Source organism: Saccharopolyspora antimicrobica, assembly GCF_003635025.1.
Lineage (GTDB): Bacteria > Actinomycetota > Actinomycetes > Mycobacteriales > Pseudonocardiaceae > Saccharopolyspora > Saccharopolyspora antimicrobica.
Map to the genome: position 1 here is coordinate 2,483,626 of NZ_RBXX01000002.1, position 14,179 is coordinate 2,497,804.

General features: G+C 68.4%; 18 protein-coding genes. 7 read left to right on the forward strand and 11 right to left on the reverse strand.

The window, feature by feature from the left end; genetic code table 11:
* Positions 1–33 precede the first annotated feature (33 nt).
* Both ATL45_RS12240 and ATL45_RS38390 read right to left on the reverse strand, forming a co-directional pair.
* Entirely contained in the window at positions 34–687 is a 654-nt protein-coding gene (locus ATL45_RS12240; protein ID WP_246025296.1) for a hypothetical protein, read from the reverse strand.
* 345 nt (positions 688–1,032) lie between these two features.
* On the reverse strand, positions 1,033–1,239 hold the full coding sequence (locus tag ATL45_RS38390) for a hypothetical protein (RefSeq protein WP_143121599.1): 207 nt from the start codon (positions 1,237–1,239) through the stop codon (positions 1,033–1,035).
* 261 nt (positions 1,240–1,500) lie between these two features.
* On the opposite strand from ATL45_RS38390, the gene ATL45_RS12250 reads away from it, so the two are divergent.
* Positions 1,501–1,710, forward strand: coding sequence for a hypothetical protein (locus tag ATL45_RS12250; RefSeq protein WP_093150176.1), 210 nt, complete (start codon positions 1,501–1,503; stop codon positions 1,708–1,710).
* 285 nt (positions 1,711–1,995) lie between these two features.
* The gene (locus tag ATL45_RS12255) at positions 1,996–3,126 is read left to right on the forward strand and encodes a type I restriction endonuclease (protein WP_342775336.1); all 1,131 of its coding nucleotides are present in this window, start codon (positions 1,996–1,998) and stop codon (positions 3,124–3,126) included.
* Between the two features lie 138 nt (positions 3,127–3,264).
* Here the strand turns inward: ATL45_RS12255 and ATL45_RS12260 are convergent, their stop codons facing one another.
* Complete coding sequence (locus ATL45_RS12260) at positions 3,265–3,963, reverse strand: DUF8817 family protein (protein WP_170210221.1); 699 nt, start codon at positions 3,961–3,963, stop codon at positions 3,265–3,267.
* Between the two features lie 138 nt (positions 3,964–4,101).
* Positions 4,102–4,893 (reverse strand): alpha/beta fold hydrolase, encoded by a 792-nt coding sequence (locus ATL45_RS12265; protein ID WP_093150182.1) that lies wholly within the window; start codon positions 4,891–4,893, stop codon positions 4,102–4,104.
* A gap of 101 nt (positions 4,894–4,994) precedes the next feature.
* On the opposite strand from ATL45_RS12265, the gene ATL45_RS12270 reads away from it, so the two are divergent.
* The gene (locus ATL45_RS12270) at positions 4,995–5,930 is read left to right on the forward strand and encodes a LysR family transcriptional regulator (protein ID WP_093150185.1); all 936 of its coding nucleotides are present in this window, start codon (positions 4,995–4,997) and stop codon (positions 5,928–5,930) included.
* A 47-nt stretch (positions 5,931–5,977) separates the two neighbouring features.
* A complete protein-coding gene (locus ATL45_RS12275; protein WP_093150188.1) occupies positions 5,978–6,826 on the forward strand; it encodes a M15 family metallopeptidase in 849 nt (282 codons plus the stop codon).
* Here the strand turns inward: ATL45_RS12275 and ATL45_RS12280 are convergent.
* From ATL45_RS12280 to ATL45_RS12295, 3 genes are all read right to left on the reverse strand, one after another.
* The gene (locus ATL45_RS12280; RefSeq protein ID WP_093150192.1) at positions 6,823–7,503 is read right to left on the reverse strand and encodes a DUF899 family protein; all 681 of its coding nucleotides are present in this window, start codon (positions 7,501–7,503) and stop codon (positions 6,823–6,825) included. The two genes, ATL45_RS12275 and ATL45_RS12280, sit on opposite strands and share 4 nt — an antisense overlap.
* A gap of 79 nt (positions 7,504–7,582) precedes the next feature.
* On the reverse strand, positions 7,583–7,726 hold the full coding sequence (locus ATL45_RS12285) for a hypothetical protein (RefSeq protein WP_246025297.1): 144 nt from the start codon (positions 7,724–7,726) through the stop codon (positions 7,583–7,585).
* 77 nt (positions 7,727–7,803) lie between these two features.
* Positions 7,804–8,409 (reverse strand): cysteine hydrolase family protein, encoded by a 606-nt coding sequence (locus ATL45_RS12295; RefSeq protein ID WP_093150196.1) that lies wholly within the window; start codon positions 8,407–8,409, stop codon positions 7,804–7,806.
* 59 nt (positions 8,410–8,468) lie between these two features.
* Here ATL45_RS12295 and ATL45_RS12300 point away from each other — a divergent pair, with 59 nt between their 5' ends.
* Together ATL45_RS12300 and ATL45_RS12305 are read left to right on the forward strand one after the other, a co-directional pair.
* Positions 8,469–8,828: a VOC family protein gene (locus ATL45_RS12300; protein ID WP_093150201.1), complete on the forward strand. Its 360-nt coding sequence runs from the start codon at positions 8,469–8,471 to the stop codon at positions 8,826–8,828.
* Positions 8,829–8,917: 89 nt separating this feature from the next.
* On the forward strand, positions 8,918–9,649 hold the full coding sequence (locus tag ATL45_RS12305; RefSeq protein WP_246025298.1) for a D-Ala-D-Ala carboxypeptidase family metallohydrolase: 732 nt from the start codon (positions 8,918–8,920) through the stop codon (positions 9,647–9,649).
* A 40-nt stretch (positions 9,650–9,689) separates the two neighbouring features.
* Here the strand turns inward: ATL45_RS12305 and ATL45_RS12310 are convergent, their stop codons facing one another.
* Entirely contained in the window at positions 9,690–10,361 is a 672-nt protein-coding gene (locus tag ATL45_RS12310; protein ID WP_093150209.1) for a hypothetical protein, read from the reverse strand.
* Between the two features lie 183 nt (positions 10,362–10,544).
* Between ATL45_RS12310 and ATL45_RS12315 the strand changes: the two genes are divergently transcribed.
* A complete protein-coding gene (locus ATL45_RS12315) occupies positions 10,545–11,087 on the forward strand; it encodes a DUF4352 domain-containing protein (protein ID WP_093150213.1) in 543 nt (180 codons plus the stop codon).
* Here ATL45_RS12315 and ATL45_RS12320 read toward each other — a convergent pair.
* From ATL45_RS12320 to ATL45_RS12330, 3 genes are read right to left on the reverse strand one after another with little or no spacing between them, the layout of a single operon-like run.
* Positions 11,084–11,611, reverse strand: a complete 528-nt coding sequence (locus ATL45_RS12320) for an NADPH-dependent FMN reductase (RefSeq protein WP_093150217.1) — start codon at positions 11,609–11,611, stop codon at positions 11,084–11,086. The two genes, ATL45_RS12315 and ATL45_RS12320, sit on opposite strands and share 4 nt — an antisense overlap.
* A gap of 44 nt (positions 11,612–11,655) precedes the next feature.
* A complete protein-coding gene (locus tag ATL45_RS12325) occupies positions 11,656–12,735 on the reverse strand; it encodes an alpha/beta hydrolase family protein (protein ID WP_093150222.1) in 1,080 nt (359 codons plus the stop codon).
* Between the two features lie 51 nt (positions 12,736–12,786).
* Positions 12,787–13,950 (reverse strand): endonuclease/exonuclease/phosphatase family protein, encoded by a 1,164-nt coding sequence (locus ATL45_RS12330; RefSeq protein ID WP_093150226.1) that lies wholly within the window; start codon positions 13,948–13,950, stop codon positions 12,787–12,789.
* Positions 13,951–14,179 lie beyond the last annotated feature (229 nt).

A 14,179-nucleotide genomic window follows, 5' to 3' on the forward strand; every position in this document is an offset into this window, starting at 1 on the left:
GGCGACTCACCGCAGTGGATGACCGAGGCGTGCTCACAGGCATGGTGGCTGGTAGCCGTCGACTTCCAGACCGCGGAAGTCGAGGGTGTTCGGGGTTTTGCCGACGAAGACCAGGCCGCGCGCTTCGCTCAGCGCTGAGGCGAATGAGTACGACGGCTCGCCCAGTTCGGGCAGCCAGGTCCAGTTGTCGGGGGCGAAGCTGAAGAACCTCCGCTCCAGCTTTCCGCCGGTCGACGGCACCGGTGTGAGCCACTTGTCGCCGCCGCTCCAGTGCGAGGCCGGGCGCAACTGGACGTAGAGATCGTCGGTCGCGCTGTAGGTCAGCCAGAAACCGGACGATCCGGAGAGATCGGCCTGCGCCTCGAACTGGTTGCCGAGCCACACGACGATCACGTGCCATTCGTCGTTCAGCAATTCCACCTTGGCCGCGTACCGGTCGCCCTCCGGCACGAGCAGGCTGCCGGTCGCCGGGACGGTGGTGCCTTCGCCGGTGGCGAGCCACTGCTGGTACTGGTCGATCGACGGAGTCGCGCACTCGCGGCCCGGCCCGGCCGACAGCCTGCTGCCGGACGCGACGTCCGCATGAGCGCCCGAACCGGCAGGAAGCAAAGCCAGTGCGCAGAGGAATGCCGCGAATGCCCTGGCCAGCCGGACCGTCCCGCGATCGTTCGCCGAAACTGTGCGCATTCTCGGGAAAATAGCAGAGCAACGGGCGCAACAGTGCTCTTGGCGATTTACCATCCGTTGCCGGTTTGCTGACTGTGAAAGGACATTCGGTCGATACCGGTACGAACACGCTTGACCGCTGGCCCCAGAGAATCACAGTCTGGCTTCAAATCCCCCACTACCGCTTCTTGACCAGGAGAAACGCCGGTCGACACTCGTGGAGACGACCGGCGTCGGCCGGGCCGGTTGCATTTGGCGCTGTTGTGCCGCCAGCTCACCCTGGCCCGCAGTCGTCTCGACCGGCGCCTTCAGCAGGGGTCCAGGGCAGGCCGTCGACTTTAAAGCGATTTTTGACGGGCGACTCAATCAGATGACTCTGTGATCACGGTTTTCGCCGCCTCCAACGCGCGTGTGGCTTCGCTCTTCTTCGTCCGCGCGCGCGAGAGAGGGGTTGCTGGTCCGGGCCGCCAACTGTTCCGCCTTGGCGGCGTCAGCTCGTTTGCGGGCCTCCTTGGCACGCAGGGCGGCGGCCTTCTTTGCGCTGTCGGCCTGCGCCTTCAGCTTGGTCGCCAACTGCCGACGATCTTGTTGGATGCTCACAAATTGCTCCCACTAGACGGCCAGTGAACGTCTGGACGGCATCCCGTTACATGGCGGGATCGACCAATCCGGCAGAACAGCGTCACAGCGCTCCGAACGAACGTCCAAAGTACAGCGGTGCGCCTGCCCGTGAATGAGACAGGCGCACTATGCTGATCCTTTCGAGAAAGATCAGCGATATACAGCTGATCCGCCTCTCTTCTCCTGCTTGAGACTGACCGTATCCTTCCATTCTTGGCGATCCTCCTGTGCTCCTATCCGGCCACCTTCACCGGTTCCGCGCAGCGCTATGGCGGCCGCCTGGGCAAGCAGGGCATGGACCTGGGCGGCTTCACGATGCGCCCGGGCCTCTTCAGGGCCGGGCGCATCCTCGGCCGCTTTCAGTCGTTCTTCGGCAGCGCGGAAATGCTCAGGGCCGGCCATCATCGTCTCCTTGGAAAGTAGCTTTCGCAGCCCTACGGGGCTACTCGTGCGTTGACTTTTCGCCATGTGCCGGGCGGGCGTTATGGCGTACTCGGCGGAGCCACTCCGAAAGCGGAGACCGAGAACTGAACACGCGCAGCAGATTGCCTTCCCCCGGCCAAACAGCAACGACCAGCCACCCACGGCACCAGCCGCTGGCCTCCCCGGCGGCTGATCCGTAACGCGCCGCGGCTTGTCTACGACTTCGATGTCGGCAAGCCAAGATTTTGTGCTGGCCTCTGAGTCGAGGGAGACGACGTCGTGGATATGACCGAACGGGTTGCTGAACTCTCAGCGAAGCTGGCGCAGCAGAAGGCCTCGATCGAGACCGAAGAAGCCACCAAGAACGCGTTCGTGATGCCGTTCATCGGCCGCGTGCTGGGCTACGACGTGTTCAACCCGTCGGAGGTCATCCCGGAGTTCACCGCCGACGTGGGCACCAAGAAAGGCGAGAAGATCGACTATGCCCTGGTCCACGACGGCCAGGTGCAGATGCTGATCGAGGCCAAGAAGGTCACGGAACCGCTGCGCCTGGAGCACGCCTCGCAGCTCTACCGCTACTTCTCAGTCACCAACGCGCGAGTCGGCGTGCTGACCAACGGTCAGACCTGGGAGTTCTACACCGATCTGGACGAGCCCAACAAGATGGACGCCAAACCGTTCCTCGTCCTCGACCTGACCGCCGTCGACCGGACTCTGCTTCCGGAGCTGGCGAAGCTGACCCGAGACTCGTTTGACCTCGATTCGGTGATCAGCGCCGCGGGAGAGCTCAAGTACATCGGTGCCATCAAGCGATCGCTGGCGGGAGAGTTCAGGGAGCCCTCCGACGAGTGGGTCAGGTTCCTCGCCGCGCGGGTCTACGGCGGCAAGAACATCACCCAGCGGGTTCGCGAGCAGTTCTATCCACTGGTGGAGAAGGCTGCGCACCAATTCCTCGCCGAGCAGGTCAACGATCGGCTCAAGACCGCGCTGGGCTCCGAGGTATCCACCGAACCAGCCGCGATCGATCAGGCGACCCCTGCTAGGACACCGGCCAAGTCGGCCCCCGTTGGGGAGACTGAGACAGCACGCGGCACTCGCGCCAGCGAGATCACCACGACTGAGGAAGAACTCGACGGCTATCGCGTCGTGCGCGCCATCGTCTGCAGCGAAGTCGCCGCAACCCGCGTGGTCGGGCGGGACACCAAGACCTACTTCGGTGTCCTGCTTGACGACAACAACCGCAAGCCGATCGCACGCCTGTGGTTCAACCGAAACCAGCGTTACCTGGGCCTTTTCGACGAGAACAAGGTTGAGACCCGGATGCCCATTGACGACGTCGAGGACATCTACGCCCACGCTGATCAGCTACGCAAGACCGTCGCGGGATATCTCGCCAGGGCTGGCGAGCAGAACTAGCAATTTAGTGGTTCGTATCCCGCTTCCGCCGTTGGCAGGCCACAACGCCGGTCGCCTTCCATCCAGGTGATCGGCGTTGGCCGGGCTGCTTGCATTTCAGGCGGTCGTAGGTGCCGACGAGTCGCCGCCCTGGTCTGCTCACAGACCGGCTTCGAGCTCAGCGGCTCGGCGGAGGTCGTCAGCTAGTTCCGGTTCAGCGGCTCCGGTTGCCCTGACTCGGGCCAGCAGCTCTCGTGCCAGGTTCGGCTCGCCCTGGCGGATCGCCACGTCGGCTCGCAGGACCAGGAGCTTCACGAGCTGGGGCGCGGTCGGTTCCTCGTCGGTCCGGTGCAGGGCTCGGTCCAGGACCTTCACCGCCAGGTCCAGGTCTTGCTTGGAGTCCGCGAACAGCGCGCCCATGTGGATCGCCCGGTCGAACGTGCCCTTCGGCAGCGGCCGGTGCCGTTGGTTCTCGCTGATCGGCTGGGCGATCTGGATGGTGTTGCCGCCGGGGTCGGTCATCAGGAACTGCCGCACCCCGTAGCTCATGTCCTTCAGCGCTCCCACCCGTGGAACACCCTGGACGGGCACCGATCCGAAGGACTCCTGCAGGCCTTCGGTGAAGGCCGCGTACAGGTAGTCGACATCATCGGTCTCGACCAGGCAGCCGTGCGCGGAGGTCTCCGGGTCGAACTCCTTGTTCCCGTAGAAGTTCAGCTCGATGCCACCGCGCTTGACGGTCAGGAACTGGTACGGCGCCGTCTGCCGGAACGTGATCTCGAATCCCAACGCGGTGTAGAAGTCGGCCACCGGATCGATCGACCGGGTCATCAGCCCGGGAATCGGCTTCTCGGTCATGCAATCGACGGTAGAGATCGGCGTCGTCGCGCGCACATGACAGTGAAAACACCGACTTCCCGCAGACTTCCGCTGTTCAGTGCTATCTGGCGCACGAACAGGCCCGGCGGGGTCGTCCCGGCCGGGCTCCGTTCGGTGTCAGGGCTTTTCGGTGAGGAAGGTCAGGACTGCTTCCAGGAACTGCGGTTGGGCTTCGACGTTCGCCATGTGGACCGTGGGGAGGATCGTGAGGCGCGCGCCGGGGACCGTTTCGGCGAGTTCCTTTCCGTGGGCGGCCGAGGTGACCGTGTCGTGCTCGCCCGCGATGACCAGGGTCGGGTTGGGGATCAGCGCGGCCGTGCGGCGCAGGTCGTAGTCGCGCACCGCTGCCCAGCTGCCCGCCACTCCTTCGCGCTTCGTGGCGAGCAGGGTGCGGCGGAAGGGCTCGACGAGCTCGTCCTGCAGCATGTGAGCCGGGAACCAGTTGTTCAGGAACGTCTCCGCCGTGGCCCGCATGTCGGGGGCCGCCAGGAGGTCGGCGATCGGCTGGTCCCACTGGTTCGCCGGGCCGAGGTTCGCGGCCGTGTTGGAGAGCACCAAGCGGTCGACGCGCTCCGGGACGTGGATCCCCAGCCACTGCGCGACGATTCCGCCCAGGGACAGGCCCAGCACGTGCACCTGCTGCAGGCCGAGGGCGTCCAGGAGTTCCACGACGTCGCGGCCCAGGCGGTCCAGGGAGTAGGGGCCGCTCGGGACGTCGGAGGCGCCGTGGCCGCGGGCGTCGTAGCGCAGGACCCGGAAGTGCTCGGTCAGAGCCGGCACCTGGCCGTCCCACATGTGGAGGTCGGTGGCGATGGAGTTCGAGAGCAGCAGCACCGGCTTGTCCTCGTCGCCGTCGAAGCGGTAGGCGATGCGGACGCCGTCGCCGGTGGTGATGGTCCGGGATTCCATGTCAGCTCCAGTGGTTCTCTGCGGTGTTGTGCTCAGCCTATGAACGCCTTCCGCAGATAGCTATTACAAAGAACGGACCATCCCTGTAGGTTGTCCGGACAATGTTCACGCTCCACGAGTTGCAGTGCTTCAACGCCGTCGTGCTCGACGGCGGGTTCCAGGCCGCCGCCGAGCGGCTGCACCGCTCGCACCCCTCGGTGTTCGCGGCCGTCGCCAAGCTGGAGCGCCAGCTGGGTCTGGAACTGCTGGATCGCTCGGGATACCGGGTTCAGCTCACCGAGGCGGGGCGCGCCTTCCACCGCAAGGTGCGCTTCCTGCTGCACGAGGCCGAGGAACTCCAGACCTACGCCGAGCAGCTGGCGATGGGAGAAGAGGCCGAACTGCGCGTGGTGCTCGGAGACCTGTGTCCGCTGCCTCCGGTGCTGGAACTGCTCAGCCGCTTCTTCGCGCAGCACCCGCAGACGCGGCTGCACCTGCAGTTCGAGACGATCACCGGCCCGTGGGAGCGGTTGCTGGAGGACGAGGCCGACCTCATCGTGCACCGCGTACCCAAGAGCGACGTGCGGATGGAGTGGATCGACCTCGGCCGCGTCGCGCTGGTGCCCGTCGTGGCACCCGGGTTCCTGCCCTTCCCGCCGGACACCGACATCACGCCGCAGCGGATGCAAGCCTTCACCCAGTGCATCGTCCGGGATTCGGCGCGGAACCCGTTCGAGCAAGGGCACTTCCTGGTCGAGGGCGCGCCCCGGAGCTCGGTGCCGGACCACCTCATGAAGAAGGAACTGGTCCTGCACGGCATGGCGTGGGGGCACCTGCCCCGGTTCCTGATCGAGGAGGAGCTGCGCGACGGGCGCCTGCTCTCCATCGCCGGTCGGCACTTCCCCGGTGTCGTCGAGGAGCTCTCCGCGGCTCGCCGACGCGACCGGCCGCACGGGCCGGTGGCCGACCAGCTGTGGGACTTCCTGGCGGGCAACGCGCCGATCCTGCGGCCGGCGCTGGGCCGGGTGGCCCGGATGAAGAAAACACCCGCGAGCTAGGAGTCGCTCGCAGCGCCTGGTGGTGCGAACGGGGTTAGCGTGGCTGCATGACCTGCGCCCGACGGCTCGCTTCGGCGGTGGTGTTCGTGCTGGCAGCGACGACGTGCGGCACGACCGCGCCGCCTGCTCCGGCACCCGCGCCCAGCCCGCCCGCGCCGAGCCCGACGGAGGTGCCCAGCCCGGCGCCCACGCAGCAGGTCGAACAGGCGCCCGCCGGTTTCGTGCGGCTGCGCGACGTCGATTCCTCGATCATCGAGGAGATCCGCTACGCGACGCCGCACAACTTCACCGGTGATCCGGTGCCCGGCTACGACGAGCCGATGTGCGTCGTGACGCGACCGCTCGCCGAGGCGCTCCACGCGGCGCAGCAACGGCTCGCGCCTCAGGGCTACACGCTCAAGGTCTACGACTGCTACCGGCCGCGACGCGCCGACACCCGCTTCGTGGAGTGGGCCAAGGACGTCGACGACCAGCGCATGAAGGCCGAGTTCTACCCGGGGCTGGACAAGTCGCGGCTGTTCGCCGACGGCTACATCGCCGAGCGGTCCGGGCACAGCCGCGGCAGCTCGGTCGACCTGACGCTCGTGCGGCTGCCCGCGAGCCCGCAGCGCCCCTACGTGCCCGGTGAGCCGCTGACCTCGTGCTCCGCCGAGCAGCGGTTCCCGGACAACAGCGTCGACATGGCCACCGGCTACGACTGCTTCGACAGCCTGTCGCACACCGACGACCCGCGGGTGACCGGCGAGGCGAGAGCCAACCGGGACCTGCTGCGCGACGTGCTCACCTCGGTCGGCCTGCAGAACTACCGGTACGAGTGGTGGCACTTCAACCTGCCGAGCGAACCGTTCCCGGACCAGTACTTCGACTTCCCGGTGAACAGCGGGGCCTTCCGCTAGTAGTCGAGCGACGGGTACCAGTCGCCGCGGCCTCGGGGAGTCAGGTCGAGGATGTGCCAGACCGGGGCCAGGAGGTCTATGCCGCGCTCGTCGATCTCTTCGGACATCCGGGGGTGCACCGAGTAGACGTGGTGCACCGCGCCGTTGTCGTCGCGGGTGAACACCGACACCGTCGAGTCCTGGTTGCCCTGTTCGTCCTCGCTGGCCAGGTCGCGCTTGAAGGCGCTCTTCGCCGCGCTGAGGAGGCGCAGTCCCGTCCAGCCCCGGTTGCGGGCGTGCTCGCGGAGCTCGGGCAGACCGGCCGCCGCCACGATCGCGAAGTCGACGTTCTGCCGCACGTGGTGGGCGATTCCGCTGAACCCGTCGATCCACATCGTGCACATCGGGCACGGCTCGGTCTGCTCCTTGCCGTACATGAAGTGGTAGATGATGAGATCCCGATCGGGCCCGGTGAACAGCTCGCTCAACCGCACCTCGCGCACCGGTTCGTCACCGGCGTTCAGGTCCGCGGGGCCTTCCTCGAACACGTAGTCGTCGACGACCGGCCCCAGCGGCAGCCGACGGCGCTGGTCGGCCACCTGTTCGCGCTGGCGCATCAGCTCGATCTCGGCCTGGCGCAGCTCCTCCCGAGCGCGGACGTACTCGGCCGTCTCCGCGGCGAGATTGGTCTGGCGCATCGCCGGCTCCCCTCAACGCAGCTGCTGCCTCGGTTCCCATCGTCAGCTCGCGCACCGAGGATCGCCAGGTGAACGGGCATCACACCGCCGCGTCGGCGCGGGCCTGGCGCCAGCGCGGGCTGTCGACGTAGTGATTGTCGTAGCGCTGGGAGGATTCCGCGATCTCCTTCGGGTCCGCCACGCCGCGGGCCACCCGATCGAGCAACCGGTAGTAGTCGGGCATCGCCTTCGTGCCGTTCCGGGACGCCCCGCAGGCTCAGTGGGGCCTGCTGTGGCGCAGCGCGGCGGAGACCGCGCTGGTCAAGGCGTTCGCGGCGACAGCCGGTGCAGGGCTTCCTCCGCGGTGATGCAGCCCGCGGTGGTCAGGTCCAGGTTGGCCAGGGAGGCTTCGTGGGTCGGCTGGTCGGCCGCCGTCGTGCAGTCGCTGACGACCTGCACGTGGAAGCCGAGGTCGGTGGCGTGGCGGGCCGTCTGCTCGACCGTGAGGTTCGTCGCCACCCCGGTGATGAGCACCGAGTCGACGTCGCGGGCGCGGAGCCAGGCGGCGAGGTCGTTGCCCGCGAGGCCGGAGAGCTTCTGGTTGTCCACCACGTGATCCGGCTGGTCCGCCATCCCGGCGATCAGGGCTGAGCCCGGCGCGTCCGGGCGGAACGACTCCTGCGCCTCGCCGACGGCCCGCATGAATCCGGTGTTGCGCACCAGTTCGCCCTCGCCGTCGGGGATGGTGAAGCGGGTGAACACCAGGGGCGCGCCCGCATCGGCCGCGGCCGCGTGGAATCGCGTCGCGCGGGCCACGACTCCGCTGCGGGCCACCGGCTCGCCGAGCATCCCGCCGAAGAAGCCCTCGGGCTCGATCACGTTGACCTGCCAGTGAAGTGCCAGCACGGCACACCTGCGTTCACCCATCAGGCGATTCTGCCCCGGCCCGCGCCCGGTTGTCGGGGCTATCGGTGAGACTCCTCGGCATGGCTTCGCAAACGCACCACGCGCTCGACTACGTCGAAATCCCCGTCACCGACTTCGCCGCCGCGAAGGCGTTCTACGGCAACGCCTTCGGCTGGACCTTCAACGACTACGGGCCCGGGCCCTCCTACGTGGGAATCCAGGGCGACGGTGGCGAGGTCGGCGGCTTCCGGCTGACCGACGAGGTCACCGCGGGCGGCCCGCTGGTGCTGCTGTACTCGGCCGACCTGGACGCCAGCGCGCAGGCGGTTCGCGACGCGGGCGGGACGGTCACGCAGGGGCCGTACGAGTTCCCCGGCGGCCGCCGCTTCCACTTCCACGACCCGGCGGGCAACGAGCTCGGCGTCTGGTCCGCGCGGTGACGGGCCGGTGAGCAGATTCCGACAAAGGCCGTGATCTTCGTGAATTTCTGACATCCTCCGGAACCTGTCGGTTCAGGAAGGGGATGATCATGTCGATCGGTCCGTTACGGCTCGTCGCCGCGCTGGCGATGGCCGTGCTCGTGTTCTCCGGGGTCTCCGCCACCTCCGCGCCGGAGGCCGCCGCTTACGACTGGAGCCGCGAGCTCCGCGAGGGCGACAGCGGCGCCGACGTCACCGAGCTGCAGATCAGGGCGGCCGGCTGGGCCGCCGACGGTGCCGAGCAGACCTTCGTCGCGGTGGACGGCAAGTTCGGCCCGGGCACCAAGGCCGCCGTCGCGCGCTTCCAGAAGGCCTACGGCCTCGACGGCAGCGGCGTGGTCGATGGCGCCACGCAGGAGAAGCTCAACTCGCTGGAGAAGGCCGACGGGTCGACGGCGCACTTCGAGTTCGCCGAGTTCCACTCCAAGGACGGGGCCGGTTTCGGCGGCGGGAACGCCGACGAGAGCACCGTGCGGGAGAACGTGCGGCGGCTGATGTACAAGCTGGAGGCCATCCGCAAGAAGGCCGGTGACGCCGCCATCACCGTCAACTCCGGCTTCCGCAGCAAGGCGCACAACGAGAACGTCGGTGGCGCGGCCAACAGCCAGCACACCTACGGCATCGCCGCGGACATCGTGATCAGCGGCAAGAGCGTCAGCCAGACCATCGACCTGGCCAAGACCTCCGGCATGTCCGGCATCATCCGCTACAACACCTTCACCCACGTCGACAGCCGCATGGAATACCCGTACGGAACCCAGTACTGGTACTGGAAGGTGTGATCCCGGCGCGCGCTCCCGGAGCGGTCCGGCCGCTCCGGGATCAGCGCAGCCGATCCCGCAGGCGATCCCGCAACGGGCTGAAGTCGTCCTCGGGGAACAGGGCCGGGAACGTGCGCAGCATCGTCTTCATCGCTGCCACGACCCAGCCGAACTCGCTGCCGCGCAACGACATCTCGGCGAGGAGGTGCTGCCAACCGTAGGTGCCGCGGGTCAGCAGCAACGCCTCCAGGTAACCGGCGTAGTCGACGTCCAGCCGGTACGTTCCGCGCTTGACGTCGAAGAACCAGATCTCGGGATCGGCCGCACCGCAGCGCAGCGACACCAGCTTCCCGTCACCGCCGCGGTGCGGGGCGTCGAAGACCCGGAACTCGCTGAACAGTCGCCGCTCGTCCTCGGGCGTGGCGGCGTGCGCGAGCACGGGCGGTGGGTTCCCGAACGCGTCGAGCAGGTAGGTCAGGTCGAATTCGCCGGACACCACGGGGTCGGCGGTGCGCCACTGGACGGCGAAGGCCTCGAACCTCGCCACGGCGGGCAGCAGCGACTCGTCCAGCGTGACCTCGTACCAGTCCGCGATGGCCGCCAGCACGCTGCGCGCGTCCGCGCGTTCCGGGTCGAGCCCGCCCAGGTTCCGGTGCTCGATCTCCACCTCGGGGCACGCTTCCAGGCCGTCTGCCATCCGCACCAGGCGCTGCTCGATGTCCAGCAGTTCCAACTGATCCTCCCGGTCGACCGAACGCGACGATGGTTCCGACGCACCGCACCGGAATTCGGTTCCCGGCCACTGTTCCGCAGTGCAATTCAAATGATTCCGGGATTTGTTCCGAAGTTCCGTGGTCTATACCGATCTTCGCTGGCATCATTCGTCGCGTTCGTTTTCTCGACCCGATGAGGAAAAGTGAAGAAGTTACTCGCGCCGACCGTCGGACTGCTGCTGCTGGGGCTGGCCGGATGTGGTGCCGCCAACGAGGCGACCGCTCCCGAACCGAAGTCCCAGACCGCCCCCGAGCAGGCGGAAACCGAAGCAGCCACGATCGAGGTCGGCGGCAAGGACGTCGCTTTCGGCGAGACCGCGGGCGTCACCAACGAAGAGGGCGGGCAGTACGCCATCACCGCGAGCGCGCTGCAGGACGTCGCGGAATTCTCGGTGCCGCCGGTGGAGGGGAAGTACGTTTCCACCGACGTCGAGGCATCGCTGATCAGCGGAACCGGCGGCGCCGTCGCCTCGGTCGGTTTCATGCTCGTCGACGCAGCGGGCAACGAGTACGTGAGCGCCGCGCCGAACGGCGAGAACATGGACGGCGTGCTCTTCGCGACGCTGCTCACCCAGGGCGATTCCGGCAGCGGGAAGGTGTACTTCGACGTGCCCGCCGATGCCACCGGGCTGAAGCTGGTCTTCCAGCCGCTGACTGCCACCGAGCCCATCGGCAGCTGGAGCTAGGCAGCCCTCGCGAGGGCGTGGAGGACTTCGCGCAGTCCCTCCCGGATGCCGGAGTCCTCCACCAGGCCGTCCGGGCCGACCGCCTCCCGCGGCACGAACAGCCGCCCGCAGGCCTCCTCGACGAGATCCACCGTCAAGTAGCGCAGAACGGTGGTCAGCGTGCCGATCGCGCCGTCGCCACGGCCTTCGGCCGCGACGTTGAGCCAGGCGACCGGCTTGCCGTTCAGCTCGGTGCCGCCGATCGACCAGTCCAGCAGGTTCTTGAAGCTGCCGGGCAGCGTTCCGGCGTACTCCGGGGTGCAGAACAGCACCGCGTCCGCCGCGGCCACCCGGTTCCGGAGCTCGGCCACGGCGGGCGGCAGCGGCTCGACGTCGTCGTCCGGGTTGAACGCGGGCAGGTCCGCCAGGCCTTCGTGGAGCACCGCCGTCACCCCGTCCGGCGCGACCTCCCGCGCGGTGCGCAGCGCGGCGGTGTTCGTCGAACCGCTCCGCGTACTGCCCGTGATGAGCAGGATCTCGACCACCGCCGCACCTCCGCACCGACTCGGGTGCTGAATCTACCTCTCGCTCAGGGGTTTTCGAACCGGACCTCGGGATAGCGCGGGGACGGGCCGTCCAGCAGCGGCTGCGGGACGCCGCGCAGGTGGAAGTCCGCGAACGCGTCGAGGTAGTCGGCGGTGATGCGGGCCGCGCGGTCGCCGGCGATCGGCTCCGGCCCGAGGTCGATGCCCACCTGCTCGGCCAGCGGCGAGTAGTCGGTGAACGACCAGTGCGACGACCCCTCGACGGAGAACCAGCGCTTCCAGCCGGTCAGGTGCGACCAGGTGCCGTCCCAGGTCTCGTCCGCGCCCGGCCGCCCGTGCCGGTCGGCGCCCAGCATCAGCAGCGGGCGATCGGAATCGGCGGTCAGGCCCGGGTGGAACGTCCCGTCCAGGTTGGCCGCCGCGCGGAAGCGGTCATCGGCCAGCAGCGCGCGAGCCGCCGACGCGCCGCCCATGGAGTGGCCCGCCACCACCACGCGGTCGCCGTCGATCCCGCCTCGCTCGATCAGCTCGTCGAGCACGAACGACAGGTCGGCGGCCCGGTTCCCCGCCACCGTCGCGCCGTCCGGTTTCGGCGTCTGCTCGCAGGCCAGGCAGCCGGTGACCCGGCCGTCCGGGAACGTGATCGCCCTCGCCTCGTAGTTGTGGTCCACCGCGGCGACCGCGTAGCCGCGGCTGGCCAGGTCCTCGGCGAGGCCGGTCAGCGACGTGCGAGGCAAGGTGAACCCGGGCGAGAGCAGCACCAGCGGAAGATCACGGTCCAGCGGTTCCGCGTCGACGCCCGCGTGGGTCCGGGTGGTGCTGAAGATCTCCGGGGACACGCCGTTGAGCTGCTGCCCTTCGAGGATCCGGCGGGATTCCTCCGGTGTGACGTACTGGGCGCGCGGGGCGTCGTCGTCGCGGGTCGGGTACCAGAGCGAGACCATGAGCTCGCGCTTCTCCTGCGGGACCCACGGGTCCTGCCTGCTCTGGTCGACGAGGTGCAGCGCGGTGGTGCCGACCGCGTGCGGGCCGGACGGTCGCGGTAGTGCCGGGACAGGATCGGCGACCGCGGTCGGGCCCAGCAGCAGGGCGCTCGCCGAGACGGCGGCTATCAGCGTTTTCATGCTGGCAGCGTCCCGTTTCGGGACGTCCGGCGGACCCGGGCCGTCCCTGGTTCAGACCCGGAGATCCACCCAGACGAGGTGGTGGTCCGACGCGTCGTTGAGGCGGGAGAGCTCTTCTTCCGACGTCGGCCAGAAGACCCCGGAGCGCAGCGGGATCAGCGGCGCGGACGGCAGGACGTAGTCGATCCGGAGGTTGCCCGGCTTCTCGTCGTTGAAGTCGCCCGTGTCGAAGTACGGGCTGCCGCGGTGGCTCCCGTTCGCGCCGCCCTGGGCCAGGCTCGCTTCGATCGCGCCGACGCTGCCCGGCCGCGGGTCGATCACGCGCGGGGCCTGCAGCAACTGACGGATTCCGTTGCTGTCGCCGTCGAGCGGATCGGAGTTCTGGTCGCCGGCCACGACGAACCGGGCGCCGGGGCGCAGGCCGCCGCGCTCGCCCTCGTCGTCGTAGATGTAGTCGCCGCGCTTCGGCGTCACGTAGTCCGCCCAGAACCGGATCTCGTCCTGGTTGCGCAGGACGTTGCGCTTCTCGGGGCCGTCGAAGGCGGGCGGCGTCGGGTGCGAGGTGAGGAAGTGCACCGTGCGGCCGCCGACGTCGATCGGCAGGTCCCAGTGCGACTTCGAGGACAGCCGGACCTGCGCCAGCTCCTCCGGCGTGAACCAGTCGGCGGGTTCCGGCGTCGCCGGGTCGTCCGGCAGCCGCGCGCCGGGCATGTCGGCCCAGCGGAACTGCTGGAAGGTGCGGGCCTGGCCGATCGGGTACTTCGAGAGCACCACCATGCCGTACTGGCCGGGGAACACGCCGAATCCGTGGGCGTCGCCAGGGCCGCCGATGGTGCCGTCCTTGTCGAGGTCCATCCCGGACGGCACACCGGTGTTGACCGGCGCGGTGTAGGCGTAGGGGTAGTCGATCGGGTCGGCGCCGCGCTGGCCCCGCGCGAGGTAGTTGGTGCGGAAGGCGTCGACCGCGGCATTGCCCTCGACGTAGTCGAACTCGTTGAGCAGCAGGACGTCCGGGCGGGTCCGCTGCACGACCTCGGCCACCTTCCGCGCCTGCTCGTCGTCCGGTGTGGACAGATCGGCCAGCAGCTCGCCCTCGGCGGCCCGGTTCAGCGAGGCGTTGAACGTCGCGAAGCGCACCGGCTCGGCCGCGTTCGCGGTCGGGGCGACCAGCGCGGCCGACACCGCGGCCGACACCACCAATGCAGCTCGTTTCACGACATCACCTCTCGCAGAACCGTTGTGCCCGACCACGGTGTCAAGCAACCGTGGTCGGGCACCGAACGGAAGCACAACTCCAGCTGAAGCTTTCATCTCGGTTGATGACCGCAGCCGCGACGACCAACGCGCCGCACTGCGAAACAGCCGCATGCGCCGCAGGCGCATAACCCACCCTCGCAGCTTGCACCGCCGCGGGTTCTCAGCGTTCGCCTGGCGAGGACGGCCC

What these genes read in the sequence shown, in the direction of transcription:
- ATL45_RS12240 (WP_246025296.1), bottom strand. Translation starts at nt 687, where the DNA reads ATGCGCACAGTTTCGGCGAACGATCGCGGGACGGTCCGGCTGGCCAGG.
- ATL45_RS12255 (WP_342775336.1), top strand. Translation starts at nt 1,996, where the DNA reads ATGACCGAACGGGTTGCTGAACTCTCAGCGAAGCTGGCGCAGCAGAAG.
- ATL45_RS12260 (WP_170210221.1), bottom strand. Translation starts at nt 3,963, where the DNA reads ATGACCGAGAAGCCGATTCCCGGGCTGATGACCCGGTCGATCGATCCG.
- ATL45_RS12265 (WP_093150182.1), bottom strand. Translation starts at nt 4,893, where the DNA reads ATGGAATCCCGGACCATCACCACCGGCGACGGCGTCCGCATCGCCTAC.
- ATL45_RS12270 (WP_093150185.1), top strand. Translation starts at nt 4,995, where the DNA reads ATGTTCACGCTCCACGAGTTGCAGTGCTTCAACGCCGTCGTGCTCGAC.
- ATL45_RS12275 (WP_093150188.1), top strand. Translation starts at nt 5,978, where the DNA reads ATGACCTGCGCCCGACGGCTCGCTTCGGCGGTGGTGTTCGTGCTGGCA.
- ATL45_RS12280 (WP_093150192.1), bottom strand. Translation starts at nt 7,503, where the DNA reads ATGCGCCAGACCAATCTCGCCGCGGAGACGGCCGAGTACGTCCGCGCT.
- ATL45_RS12285 (WP_246025297.1), bottom strand. Translation starts at nt 7,726, where the DNA reads ATGCCCGACTACTACCGGTTGCTCGATCGGGTGGCCCGCGGCGTGGCG.
- ATL45_RS12295 (WP_093150196.1), bottom strand. Translation starts at nt 8,409, where the DNA reads ATGGGTGAACGCAGGTGTGCCGTGCTGGCACTTCACTGGCAGGTCAAC.
- ATL45_RS12300 (WP_093150201.1), top strand. Translation starts at nt 8,469, where the DNA reads ATGGCTTCGCAAACGCACCACGCGCTCGACTACGTCGAAATCCCCGTC.
- ATL45_RS12305 (WP_246025298.1), top strand. Translation starts at nt 8,918, where the DNA reads ATGTCGATCGGTCCGTTACGGCTCGTCGCCGCGCTGGCGATGGCCGTG.
- ATL45_RS12325 (WP_093150222.1), bottom strand. Translation starts at nt 12,735, where the DNA reads ATGAAAACGCTGATAGCCGCCGTCTCGGCGAGCGCCCTGCTGCTGGGC.